Origin of the sequence: Candidatus Burkholderia verschuerenii (genome assembly GCF_001189365.1) — a bacterium.
GTDB lineage: Bacteria > Pseudomonadota > Gammaproteobacteria > Burkholderiales > Burkholderiaceae > Caballeronia > Caballeronia verschuerenii.
Window position 1 is genome coordinate 20,794 of the sequence record NZ_LFJJ01000043.1, and the last position, 11,965, is coordinate 32,758.

At 64.2% G+C, this 11,965-nt stretch carries 11 protein-coding genes and 1 pseudogene; 4 read left to right on the forward strand and 8 right to left on the reverse strand.

Features of this window, described 5'->3' with window-relative positions; translation table 11 throughout:
• Positions 1-55 precede the first annotated feature (55 nt).
• Positions 56-3,505, forward strand: coding sequence for a response regulator (locus tag BVER_RS10600; protein ID WP_050453277.1), 3,450 nt, complete (start codon positions 56-58; stop codon positions 3,503-3,505).
• Here the strand turns inward: BVER_RS10600 and lpdA are convergent.
• A complete protein-coding gene (gene lpdA / locus BVER_RS10605) occupies positions 3,502-5,289 on the reverse strand; it encodes a dihydrolipoyl dehydrogenase (RefSeq protein WP_083452129.1) in 1,788 nt (595 codons plus the stop codon). The genes BVER_RS10600 and lpdA overlap by 4 nt on opposite strands.
• Positions 5,290-5,589: 300 nt before the next feature.
• On the opposite strand from lpdA, the pseudogene BVER_RS36225 reads away from it, so the two are divergent.
• Positions 5,590-6,911 (forward strand): annotated as a pseudogene (locus BVER_RS36225) (DUF2325 domain-containing protein).
• A 33-nt stretch (positions 6,912-6,944) separates the two neighbouring features.
• Here the strand turns inward: BVER_RS36225 and BVER_RS10615 are convergent.
• The 5 genes from BVER_RS10615 to BVER_RS10635 all read right to left on the reverse strand — a co-directional run bounded on the left by BVER_RS10615 (position 6,945) and on the right by BVER_RS10635 (position 10,032).
• Positions 6,945-7,310, reverse strand: coding sequence for a winged helix-turn-helix domain-containing protein (locus tag BVER_RS10615; RefSeq protein WP_232316482.1), 366 nt, complete (start codon positions 7,308-7,310; stop codon positions 6,945-6,947).
• 33 nt (positions 7,311-7,343) lie between these two features.
• Positions 7,344-7,850 (reverse strand): nitrogen fixation protein NifQ, encoded by a 507-nt coding sequence (locus tag BVER_RS10620; protein WP_083452130.1) that lies wholly within the window; start codon positions 7,848-7,850, stop codon positions 7,344-7,346.
• A gap of 54 nt (positions 7,851-7,904) precedes the next feature.
• Positions 7,905-8,399 carry a molybdopterin-dependent oxidoreductase gene (locus BVER_RS10625; protein ID WP_050453280.1) on the reverse strand — a complete coding sequence of 165 codons (495 nt, stop codon included), beginning with the start codon at positions 8,397-8,399 and terminating at the stop codon, positions 7,905-7,907.
• A 97-nt stretch (positions 8,400-8,496) separates the two neighbouring features.
• Entirely contained in the window at positions 8,497-9,267 is a 771-nt protein-coding gene (locus BVER_RS10630) for an EAL domain-containing protein (RefSeq protein WP_050453281.1), read from the reverse strand.
• An 18-nt stretch (positions 9,268-9,285) separates the two neighbouring features.
• Positions 9,286-10,032 carry a GGDEF domain-containing protein gene (locus BVER_RS10635; RefSeq protein WP_050453282.1) on the reverse strand — a complete coding sequence of 249 codons (747 nt, stop codon included), beginning with the start codon at positions 10,030-10,032 and terminating at the stop codon, positions 9,286-9,288.
• Positions 10,033-10,086: 54 nt separating this feature from the next.
• Between BVER_RS10635 and BVER_RS35170 the strand changes: the two genes are divergently transcribed.
• Positions 10,087-10,218, forward strand: coding sequence for a hypothetical protein (locus BVER_RS35170; protein ID WP_269750751.1), 132 nt, complete (start codon positions 10,087-10,089; stop codon positions 10,216-10,218).
• Positions 10,219-10,261: 43 nt separating this feature from the next.
• Positions 10,262-10,930: a hypothetical protein gene (locus tag BVER_RS30035; RefSeq protein WP_157055998.1), complete on the forward strand. Its 669-nt coding sequence runs from the start codon at positions 10,262-10,264 to the stop codon at positions 10,928-10,930.
• On the opposite strand, the gene BVER_RS10640 is transcribed toward BVER_RS30035, so the two are convergent.
• Positions 10,864-11,292 (reverse strand): J domain-containing protein, encoded by a 429-nt coding sequence (locus BVER_RS10640; RefSeq protein ID WP_050453283.1) that lies wholly within the window; start codon positions 11,290-11,292, stop codon positions 10,864-10,866. The genes BVER_RS30035 and BVER_RS10640 overlap by 67 nt on opposite strands.
• 135 nt (positions 11,293-11,427) lie before the next feature.
• Positions 11,428-11,814 carry a VOC family protein gene (locus BVER_RS10645; protein WP_050453284.1) on the reverse strand — a complete coding sequence of 129 codons (387 nt, stop codon included), beginning with the start codon at positions 11,812-11,814 and terminating at the stop codon, positions 11,428-11,430.
• Positions 11,815-11,965 lie beyond the last annotated feature (151 nt).

Genomic DNA, 11,965 nt, shown 5'->3' on the forward strand with positions numbered 1-11,965 from the left:
ATCCATTCGATTCGTCGCGCGCGCCCGCGACGCTTACGCTATCCGGAGCCCTTTCATGCCCTTGCGGTCCGCCGTCGACGAAGCCTCGTTCCGTCGCATTCTGTTTCGCAATATCGCGCTGCCGTTCGGCACCGGCGTCGTCACCGCGGTCGCGTTCGTCGCGTTGGTGCTGTATCTGCTGACGGGCATCAACTGGGTCGAGCATTCGGAGCGCGTGATCGGCAACACGCAGGAGATCGGCCGGCTGGTCGGCGAGAAGGAGAGCGCGGTGCGCGGCTATCTGCTCACCGGCGACGACGCCTTCCTCGCGCCCTACGAGACCGCCAAGCCCAAGCTGACCGCCGATATCGACACGCTCGCCGATCTCGTCTCCGACAACACGCCGCAGGTCGATCGCCTGATCCGAATCCGCGCGTTGCAGACGCAGTGGGACAAGGTCGCCGACGCGCTAATCGACGCGCGACGCCACGACGGCGATATCGCCACGCCGGTGCGCTCGGGACGCGGCTCGCCGGAGCGCGTCGAAACCAATCGCGAACTCGATGCGTTTCTGAATATCGAGCAGACGCTGCGCATCGAGCGCGTGGCGTCGGCCAAGCAACTGACGATGATCACCGTCATCGTGTTCCTGATTCTCAGCCTGACGCTGTCGGTGGTTCTCGCCGTATTCGGACGGCGCGAACTGATGCAACTGTCGGGCGCGTACGGCACGGCCATCGGCGAGCACGAGCGGCAGGCGCATGCGTTGCAGGAGCAGGCGTGGCTGCGCGAAGGCCAGACGCGGCTTGCCGAACGCGTGGTCGGGCGGCAATCGCTCGAACAGCTGTGCCAGTCGATTCTCGATTTCCTCGCCGATTATCTGCAAGTGTCGATGGGCGCGTTCTACGTGAACGAAGGCCGCAACACGCTGAAACGCGTCGCGAGCTTCGGTTTCGATCCGGACGGCGCGCCGGTGCCGGATCTGCTGGCGGGGCCGAACAGCCTGGTCGGCCAGGCGGCGCGCGCGGGCAAGCTGACCTACGTCGCGGATGTACCCGCCGGCTACTGGAAAGTGACGTCCGCGCTCGGTCACATGGCGCCGGCGAGCCTGATCATCCTGCCGATCGATAACGACGCGCAGGCCAACGGCGCCATCGAACTCGGCGCGATGCACGCGCTCGGCGAACGCGAGCGGCATTTCCTCGAACTGGTGGCGGGCAACATCGGCGATTTCGTCGAGGCGGCGCAGTATCGCGAACGTTTGCAGCAGGTGCTCGAAGAGACGCAGCAGCTCAACGAGGAACTGCAAACGCAGCAGGAAGAGTTGCGCACGACCAACGAGGAACTCGAGCAGCAGACCAACGCGCTCTCGCAGGCGCAGTTGTATCTCGCCAATCAGAAGGCCGAGCTTCAGCAGAGCAACGATCAGCTTGCCGAACAGGCGCGCACGCTGGACGAGCGCAACAACGCGCTGAGCGCCGCGCAAGGCGAACTCGAACAGCGCGCCGATGCGCTGCCGCGCGCGAGCCGTTACAAGTCGGAGTTTCTGGCGAACATGTCGCACGAGTTGCGCACGCCGCTGAACAGTTCGCTGATCCTCGCGCGGCTTTTATCCGAGAACAAGCACGGCAATCTCACCGTCGAGCAGATCAAGTACGCGCAGACCATCTACGCGGCCGGCAACGATTTGCTCAATCTCATCAACGACATTCTCGATCTGTCGAAGGTCGAGGCGGGCAAGCTCGATCTGCATATCGAGGAAGTGCCGCTTCAGCGCATCATGGAGTCGCTAGCGCGCACCTTCGAGCCTCTCGCGCGCCAGAAGAACCTCAAACTCAGGCTGGAGCTGGGCAACGAGATCGACGGTTATCCGACGCTGACGACCGATTTCCGCCGCCTCGAGCAGATTCTGAAGAACCTGCTGTCGAACGCGGTGAAGTTCACCGATACCGGCATCGTCTCGCTGACGCTCAAGCGCGCCGGGCCGCGCGCGGTGCAATTCGTCGTGACGGATACGGGCATCGGCATCGCGCAGGAGCAGCAGGAGGCGATTTTCGAGGCGTTCCAGCAGGCCGACGGCACCACCAGCCGCAATTACGGCGGCACGGGACTCGGGCTGTCGATTTCGCGCAGCCTCGCGCATCTGCTGGGCGGATCGGTGTCGCTGCACAGCACGCTGGGCGCGGGCAGCACCTTCACGCTGACGCTGCCGATCGTCTACGACGCCGCGTCGCCCGCGCCGCCCGTCGCGCCGGTCGTGGCCGCGCCCGCCGTCATCGAAGTGCCGGCGCAAGTGATCGAAGTGAGCCACGTCATCGACGACGATCGCGACGAAACCGCGCCCGCGCGCCGTCTCGTGCTGGTGATCGAAGACGAGCCGGAATTCGCGCGCGTGCTGCTCGAACTCGCGCACGAACTGAATTACCGCTGCATCGTCAGCGGCACGGCGGCCGATGCCTTGCGCGTCGCGCAGGAACGCACGCCAACGGCGATTTTGCTCGACATCGGCTTGCCGGATCGCTCGGGACTCGCCGTGCTGCAGGAACTGAAGGCGAATCCGAAGACGCGGCATATTCCGGTGCATGTGGTCTCGGCGTCGGATCGTAGCGAAGCCGCGCTGCATCTTGGCGCGATCGGCCACGCGGTCAAGCCGACCACGCGCGAGCAATTGACGGCCATCTTCACGCGTCTCGAAGAAAAGAGCAGCCAGAAGATCAAGCGCATGCTGCTGGTGGAAGACGACGCGCGCCAGCGCCAGAGCATCGTCGAGCTGATCAGCGATACCGATGTGGAAATCACGCCGGTCGAATACGGTCAGGACGCGCTCGATCTGCTCAAGCGCACCAGTTTCGACTGCATGATCATCGATCTGAAGCTGCCCGACATGCAGGGCGGCGACCTGTTGCGCAAGATGGCTGCGATCGATGCCTACGCGTTTCCGCCGGTGATCGTCTACACGGGCCGCAATCTGACGCACGACGAGGAAGCCGAGCTGATGCGCTACTCGCAGTCGATCATCATCAAGGGCGCGCGTTCGCCGGAGCGTCTGCTTGACGAGGTGACGCTGTTTCTGCACAAGGTGGAGACGGAGCTATCGGAGGATCGTCAGGCGATGCTGCACGTCTCGCGCTCGCGCGATCGCGTGCTCGACGGCCGCCGCGTGCTGCTGGTCGACGACGACATCCGCAATATCTCCTCGCTGTCGAGTGCGCTGGAGCATCAGGGGCTGAAGGTGGAAATCGGCCGCAACGGTTTCGAGGCGATCGAAATGCTCGACCAGCAGCCGGATATCGACGTCGTGCTGATGGACATGATGATGCCCGGCGTGGACGGCGTGGAAGCGACGCGGCGCATCCGCGAGGACGCGCGCTTCAGGAAGCTCCCGATCATCGCGATTACCGCGAAAGCGATGAAGGACGATCAGGAGCAATGTCTCGCGGCGGGCGCGAGCGATTATCTGGCGAAGCCGATCGACGTCGACCGGCTGTATTCGCTGCTGCGGGTGTGGATGCCGCGACGGGTTTAAATATTCAGCGCGCGCTTGTCGACGGCAAGCGCCGCTTCGCGCATCACTTCGGAGAGCGACGGATGCGGATGGCAAATCCGCCCGATATCCTCCGACGCCGCCTTGAACTCCATCGCGACCACCGCCTCCGCGATCAGATCCGACGCGTTCGCCGAGATGATGTGCACGCCGAGAATCTCGTCGGTCTGCGCATCGGCGATCACCTTGATAAAGCCGTCCGTCTCGCCGATACCCATCGCGCGGCCGTTGGCGAGCATCGGAAACTGGCCGGTCTTGAAGGCGCGTCCTTCGGCCTTAAGCGCCTGCTCCGTCTGCCCGACCCACGCGATTTCCGGATGCGTGTAGATCACCCACGGAATGCAGTTGTAGTCGATATGCGGCTTCTGCCCGTCGATGATTTCCGCCACCAGCACGCCTTCGTCTTCGGCCTTGTGCGCGAGCATCGGGCCGCGCACGACATCGCCGATGGCGTAGACGTTCGGCACTTTGGTCGCGCAATGGCCGTCGACGGGAATAAAGCCGCGCTCGTCCGTCGCGAGGCCGATGGAATCCAGACCGAGGTTATCCGTGTTCGGCACGCGTCCGATCGATACGATCAGGCGATCCGCATCCAGCGTCTGCGCGTTGCCGTCCTTATCCTTGTAGGAGATCGACACGCTCTTGTCGGTTGCCTTCACGTTGTCGATCTTCACGCCGAGGTGGATCGTCAAACCCTGCTTCTTGAAGAGCTTGGCGGCTTCCTTTTGCAGCGATGCATCGGTCGTGCCGAGAAAATCCGGCAGCGCTTCGAGAATCGTCACTTCCGCGCCGAGGCGACGCCACACCGAGCCGAGTTCCAGCCCGATCACGCCCGCGCCGATCACGGCGAGCTTCTTCGGCGCGGCATCGAAGGCGAGCGCGCCTTCGTTGTCGGAGACGATTTTGTTGTCGACCGGCACGTTCGGCAGATGACGCGCCTTCGAGCCCGTCGCCACAATCACATATTGCGCGCTGTGCGTCTCGCTCTTGCCGTCGCCGCTCACTTCGACCTTGAAGTTGCCGCCGTCCTTGCCCGCGAGCTTGCCGTGGCCTTTCAGCCAGATGATCTTGTTCTTGCGGAACAGGAATTCCACGCCGCCCGTGATCTTCTCGACGATGCCTTCCTTGCGCTTGACCATCTTGTCGACATCGACGGCGAGGTTGTCCATCGTGATGCCGAGTTCGTCGAAATGCATCTTCGCTTTCTCGAACTGTTCGGACGACGCCAGCAGCGCCTTCGACGGAATGCAGCCGACATTGAGACACGTGCCGCCGAGCTTCGGCTTGCCCGCGTGATTGATCCATTCCTCGACGCACGCGACCTTTTTGCCGAGTTGCGCCGCGCGAATCGCGGCGATATATCCGCCGGGACCGGAACCGATCACGATGACATCGAAATCGGCGGGTTTGCCGGAGGCGGCGGGCGCGGGAACCGGAGCCGGTGCGGGCGAGGAGGCGGGTGCAGGCGCTTCGGTCTTGGCCGGCGCGGGAGCAGGCGCGGGCGCCGGAGCCGCCGATGCCTTCGCTTCCGTATCGATGGCTGCGAGCAGTTCGTCCGCGTGCACGATATCGCCTTCCTTTTTGACGATTTTCGCCAGCACGCCCGATGCGGGCGCGGGCACTTCGAGCACGACCTTGTCGGTTTCCAGCTCGACGAGGATTTCATCCTGCGTCACCGCGTCGCCCGCTTTCTTTTTCCAGGGCAACATCGTCGCCTCGGTGACGGATTCGGAAAGCTGCGGAACCTTGACTTCAACCCGGGCCATTCAGATTCTCCTTGTGAGCGTAGCGCTGTGATGGGAAAGCGTGCGGCGTCCGTGCCCGCGTCTCGTCGGACGAGGCCGGCCGCGCAGAAGTCGTAGGATACGCCCTGCGCGCGAGCCGCGCCGCGCCAGGCACGGCGAGTTCCGCGCGCAGTTGGCGCCGCGGCCGGCTTTTTGCCGTCGCTATATTCGATGGTATATTGCGATACGGAAGCCGATATGGAAGCCGAATGATCCGGACCTTCGCGCGCGGCGCGTTACGCGGCGCGCTTGCCGGACCCGCCGATCCATCACGAGGTGACGATGCAAACCCCTCCGTTTCAACTCGCCCGCACGAACACGCTCCCGTTCGCCGACGCCGGTGCGCGCCATCCGGACGGATGCTGCCAGCCGAGCGCGGCCGACTTGCGTCAGGCAAAGACGCGTCGCGCGAAGCTGTCGGAGCTGGATTCGCACCTGCATTGCTCGATCATCGGAACCTGTCTGTCCACCGGCGAATTGCGCCGGATGCCGGATGATCCCGAAATTCACCGATCTCGACCGTTATCACGCGAGCGATCTGGAGATTCATCACGCGGCCGTCGAACTGGCGATTCAGGGCGGCGCGGCGGCCAAGGCGCTGCACAAGGCGCTCGACGAACGCTACGCCGGCGCGATCCGCCGTTTCGACGCCGCCCGCGACGCCGACGCCGTATTGGCGCTCTGGAACGACGCGCTCAAATCCGGCGATGTCCCGCCCGCCTACTGGGTGCTGATGACGCATCCGCAGGCGAGCATCGAAGTGCGGCAGTCGGCGTTCGGCGAACTGCATCTGGTGGGCGCGGTGAATCGCGCGGATATCCGCCGTCTGGTCGCGCTGGAGAAGGAAAACGCGGACCTGCGCGAGAAGCTCGAGCGCCAGCAGACGCGCATGCAGGAAATGAGCGCCGAGCGCGATGCATCGCACCGGCAACTGAGCGATCAGGCGTTGCAACTCGACCGCAAGCCCGACGCGACGACCGCCGAACTCGAAGCCGAGGTGCAACGTCTGGTAGAGAAAGTCGAGGACGGCGAGCGCCGTCTCGCGCTGCACACGAGCCGTCGCGAAGCCGCCGAGCAACGCGTGCAGCAGGAAGAGGAACAGACGCGCGCGCTGCGTAACAAGCTGGGCGAAGCGCAGGCGCTGCTGAAAGTGGTGCAGGCCGAATGCGCGGCGCTGGAGCGCGCGACGCTCGATTCCGCCGATCAGCCCGATGCACGCGCCCGCGCGTTCGAATGGGTGAGCGGTAAGCGCATCGTCTATGTTGGCGGGCGGCCGAACTCGAACGCGATGCTCCGGTCGCTGGTGGAATCGGCAGGCGGGCGGCGCGCTGACCGTGCACGACGGCGGCATCGAGGATCGCAAGGGTTTGTTGGCGGCGGCGCTGCCGAATGCCGACGTGGTGCTGTTTCCCGTCGACTGCATCGATCACGATTCGATGAACATGCTCAAGCGCGTGTGCGAGCAGCATAACGTCGAATATGCGCCGTTGCGCACGGCGAGCGTGGCGAGCTTCATCGAGTTCATCGCGCGGCTCGGCGCGAGTCGTGGCGAATCGGCGGGCAGCGCGCCGCCGCCGTCGGCGTTCTGCCTGCGTCACGGCTGACGCAATTTTCTACGGCTTGAGCATGTCCGTGAGCTAGGCGATCTGCTGCGCGTACGCCTGATCCGCGATTCGCTCGATATCCCGATACAAGCGCACGATATCCTCGCCGACCGGCGTCAGCACGCCGCCGCCGCTCTGGCCGCCTTGCTCGGAAATCGTCGCGGGCGATTTCAGCGAGCGATTCAACTCGTCGATCAGCAGCCACGCGCGACGGTACGACATCTCGAGACTGCGCGCCACGGCGGAGATCGATCCGTGCTTGTGCACGGCTTCGAGCCGCGCGACCTTACCGGGCCCGAGCGCGATTGTTTCGCCTTTCGTCACGCGCATGCGAAAACGCACTTGCGCGGGCTGATCCGCCGGGGAATCGCTCGCGGTCTCGTTGGATGTGGGGGTCATGTCCATGCCCGAGAGAATACACGAACGGTCGCGCTAGCCGACGCCGCTCAGGGTTTCCGCCGGATAGCAGAAACCGTAGTCCTCGCAGCCCGGACAACCCGGCGCGCAAGTCGGCGCGACGCCGTTCGCGTGCGCCACCTCCTGCGCGAGAAACTTCTTCCAGCGAAGATTTTCGGTGTTGCGCGCGATTAGTTCGGGATAGTGACGTCCGAGCATCGCGGTGACGTCGTCGCGTCCGCTCAGACCGAGATCGCGCCACAGATGATCGGGCCGCAGCGCCGCCGCCGCGATGATCGACGCGAGACAGCGCGCGTCGTCCGCGTTTTCGGCTGCGATGCGGTCGTGCCACATCAGGAGACCGTGCAGATCGCGCACGAACGCGCGATGCGGCGTCTGCAAGACCGCGAGCGGCGGACGCGGCGTGGCGGTATCGCGCGGAAAGTGACGCGTCATCAGCGCCGCGAAGGCATCGCGGTCGAGGCCGAGCAGCGGCAGATCGCCACCGTCGATGCGCGCGCCGATCAGCCGCGCGAACAGCACGGTATCGGCGGCATCGGGATGCGCGGCATGCTCGAGCAGCGCGCGCCGTCGGGTTCATCCCGCGTGTCCATGAGTTTGTCCGAGGATGTGCGCATCGACGCGCACGAGGCGTTTCATATGGCGTGGCGCGTGCACGTTGTCCGCGCCGGAAACCAGCACCGGCAAGCCTTGCGCGACATCGAGTTCGCGATCCGCGCATTCGTAGGCGATGATCGCCTGATCGCCGATCGGCGTATTGAAAAGCTCGTGCCAGGAAAACGTCACCGCGTAGCCATCGTGCGCGTGCGCGAGAAACACGGTGCGCTTGAAATTCGCGTTGTCGGGACGGCGCACGCCCGCCGCGTCGAGCAGCGCGCGCAGCAGCACGCCGCGATAACTTCCCATCGGACGAATGTAGCGGCCCGTCGAAAAGCACACCAGATCGAACGGCGCGATGCTGACGCTGGCGAATTCGCGCAAGGCGGCGAGATCGAGCTTCAGCGGCCGCTGAACCGTTCCGCCGATCTCGACGACCGGCGCGTCCTGAACAATTTCGCTGGAAGAGAGCATGATGTCGCGGCTGAACGTTGCGTTATGTCTCGCAGTATATGGCGAATGCGCGATGGCAACATTTCCGTTCGCGCATGCCGGACATGCCGCGCGTTCGCTAAGCGGGACTGAGCGCGCCTATTTTCAGTTTCGCCAATTTCGATTCAGCGAGCACGCGCGGCACGTCTTCCGCCGCGACGGCGCGGCCGAACAGATAGCCTTGCCCGTACGCGCAGCCGCGGCGTCGCAGCGCGTCTTCGACCTCGACCGTCTCGATGCCTTCGGCGAGCGCGCACAGATTCAGCCCTTCGGTGAGGTTGAGAATCGCATCGACGATCTTCTCGCTTTCGAGATTGGACAGCATCGACTGGACGAAGGATTGGTCGATCTTCACCTTGTCGAAACGCAGCTCGCGCAGATGATGCAAGCTCGAATAGCCGGTGCCGAAATCGTCGAGCGACACGCGAATGCCCCAGCGCCGGAAATTGTCGATGGTCATTTTGGCCGCTTCGATATCGGCGACCAGCGCGGATTCCGTCAGCTCGATTTCCAGCCGTTCCGGCGCGAAGTGCTCTTCCGCGAGCACCGAGAGAATCTGCGCGGGCAAGAGCGCGTCGATCAGTTGCTGCGGCGAAATATTGACCGCGATCGAATACGCGCCCGACCAGTTGCGCGCGTCGCGGCACGCTTGCCGGAGCATGCCGAGCGTGAACACCGTGGCGAGACCGAGCCGTTCGATGACCGGAATAAAGCGATCGGGCGGCACCTTGCCGCGCTGCGGATGCGTCCAGTGCGCCAGCACTTCGAAACCGGCAATCTCCCGCGTGGCGAGATTCACCAGCGGCTGATAATGCGGGCGGATCGCGTGCGACGCCACGGCCGCGCGCACGTCGACTTCGAGCTCGGCTTACATGCGCAGCGCCTCGCGCATGCTTTCCTCGAAGAACTGAAACTCCGTCGACGGCATCGCCTTCGCGCGATACATCGCCGCGTCGGCGGATCGCACGAGCGAGTCGGCGTCGATGCCGTCGCGTCCGTATTGCGCGATGCCGATGCTGTCGCCCACTTCGACCTGAATGCCGCCGATCTCGAACGGCGCGCAAATCGCATCGCGGATGCAGCGGGCGAGGCGCGTTGCGTCGTTGTCAGCATCGGTTTCGGCGTCGGCGAAGCTCGCGAGCACGGCGAATTCGTCGCCGCCGGGACGCGCGACGACATCGTGATCGCCGGTCGCGTGTCCGTACAGATCGTTGACCGGCTTGAAGCGATCCAGATCGACGACGTAAAGATAATGGCGGCAGCCGGGCGCGGTGGCCGACAACGCATCGATGCGCGCAGAAAGATGCCGCCGGTTGAACAGACCCGTCAGCGGATCGTGACACGCCAGCCGCGCCGCCGATTCCTCGGCGAGCTTGGTCGCGACATAGGCTTCGCGCAGCGCTTCGGCGTTGTGCCTGCACTGCTGGAACGCGTGGATCAACCCGCCGATCTCGTCCTTGTGGCGCACCGGCGGAAACGCGGTGTCCGCTTCGCCGGCGGCGAGTTGCGTCAGCGCACGCGTGACGCGTTCGAGCGGACGAAACACCAGCGCGTCGAGCCGGCGCATCGTCCAGAACTTCACGCCGCACACGAGCACGCCGATCGCGACGATCACCAGCAGCAGCGCGTTCGACGTGCGCGCGATCCGGCTCGTGTCGATGCGCGCGGCGTGCGCGTTGGCTTCGATCAGGGAATCGACCGCTTCGTCGGCGGCGTCGTAGAGGCGGCGGGTCGTGCCGTCGAACTGGCCGCGCGCGGAGGCATCGCGCTCCCAGTCGCGCTCGGCCGCCAGATGCGTTGACGGCCGTGAAGACCGCTTGCGTGTCCTCCAGGCCGTTCAGCGCGTGACTGCCGGCGATCGCCCGTTGCGATTCCTCGATTACCCGCCGATGGTCGGCGGCCAGCGCCGCGACTTGTCGGGCTTCGCGTGCGTCGGGCGCGAGCAACAGCAGCGCTTGCGACAGCCTGAGTTCGGTCAGCCGGTCGCTCAGTTCGCCGAGGATTTTCGTACTGGCGATCCAGGCGTCGTCGAGCCGGTCGGCTTCGCTGGCGATGGTGTGAAGTTGCACGCAGGCGGCGGCGAACGAGCAGGCAAACAGCGTTGCCACCAGTATGCCGAACGCCCGGAAGCGAAGGCGCGCCGATGCCGCGACCCGGTCCCCAGTCCTGACTTCATTCGTTTCTCTCGAGGTTCTATTTTTTTGGTCCCGGACTCTTCGAGGCCCGGTGACCTGCACGGCTACTTCGATTGTCCGTCTCGACCTCTCGCGAAGTCGCACGGCAAGCGAGTGCCGTTTTTATCGTTATCGGTCAATTTGACGGAAACTGAGCAGTCGATGAACCAAATAGGTAATTTTTGTCTGAAGCAGGCGCTTTACGACGGATTGACACTCACGATCAGGCGCGCGGGATGGACATTGATCCCGGCGCGCATGCCGTCGGCCATTCAGACGATGGCGAGCGCCGCGAGCAGGATCGCCAGCAAAACCATCAATCCGCCGACGATGACATAGCCCGTGGGAATCGGGCGGCGGATTTTCGGCATCGCCGGTTTGGATGGCTTAGACGGGCTCTGCGGCTTGTTCGGCGCGGCGGATGCCTTCGGCGGCGGTGGAGGCGGAGGCGGCGGCGCTTCCTGCGATGCGGCCGCTTTCTCGGCGGCGACCTTGGCGTCGTATTTCGCGCGCGCGACCGGATCGCCGAGCACGGCATAGGCGTCGTTGAGCATCTGCATGATGTGCGTGGTGTCGCGATCCGGATTCTTGTCCGGATGATATTCGACGCTCAGCGCCCGATAGGCGGCCTTGATGATCCCCGGCGTGGCGTTGCGCTTGATCCGCAGATTGTCGTAGTGCGTGTGGATCGCTTTTCTCATCGTGTGTCGTGCATCGAAGCGTGAATCTCTGACTGCTTGAGAAGGAAGATTTTAAAAGACGAAGCGCGGGCGTCTGGCAATCGTCGCTCGCGGGTTTAACGGCAGGTGGTGGCGAAGCTTGAGGGAGCGTGGCGGTCAGGTCGCGCCGGATCCGTACGGCCGGGTGATCACTTCGAGAAAATGTCCGTCCGGCCCGAGGAAATAGACCCCGCGACCGCCGTCGTTGTGATTGATTTCGCCCGGGCGTCGTTGTGCTGGATCAGCCCAGTATTCCAGCGCCTGAGCGCGGATGCGCGCCAAGACGTCATCGAAATCCGTCTCTTCGATCAGAAAGGCGTAGTGCTGCGACTGGATGGTTTCGTCTGACCTGGCGAAGTCGAGCGACACGCCGTTGTCCAGTTCGACGACATGGAACGGCCCGAAGCGAACCGGCGCCGGCAAAGCGAGCAGCGCGGCCAGGAATCGCGCGGACGCAGCCGGATCGGACGACCAGACGATGGTGTGATTGAGTTTCGCGGGCATGACCTCATCCTCCTTGACGCTTACTAGTCGGCCCTTCAGAATTAGTCGAAGTCAAGGGTGGCAAGGGGCCGCCGGAAGATCGTGTTTCCCAGAACTCCCAGAAGCAATATTGATCTGAATGGTTTCCTGGGAGTTTGGAACTTCGCCGATG

Coding starts and splice junctions, on each gene's coding strand:
- lpdA (WP_083452129.1), bottom strand. CDS start 5,289: ATGGCCCGGGTTGAAGTCAAGGTTCCGCAGCTTTCCGAATCCGTCACC.
- BVER_RS10645 (WP_050453284.1), bottom strand. CDS start 11,814: ATGCCCGCGAAACTCAATCACACCATCGTCTGGTCGTCCGATCCGGCT.
- BVER_RS10615 (WP_232316482.1), bottom strand. CDS start 7,310: ATGACCCCCACATCCAACGAGACCGCGAGCGATTCCCCGGCGGATCAG.
- BVER_RS10640 (WP_050453283.1), bottom strand. CDS start 11,292: ATGAGAAAAGCGATCCACACGCACTACGACAATCTGCGGATCAAGCGC.
- BVER_RS10600 (WP_050453277.1), top strand. CDS start 56: ATGCCCTTGCGGTCCGCCGTCGACGAAGCCTCGTTCCGTCGCATTCTG.
- BVER_RS10625 (WP_050453280.1), bottom strand. CDS start 8,399: ATGCTCTCTTCCAGCGAAATTGTTCAGGACGCGCCGGTCGTCGAGATC.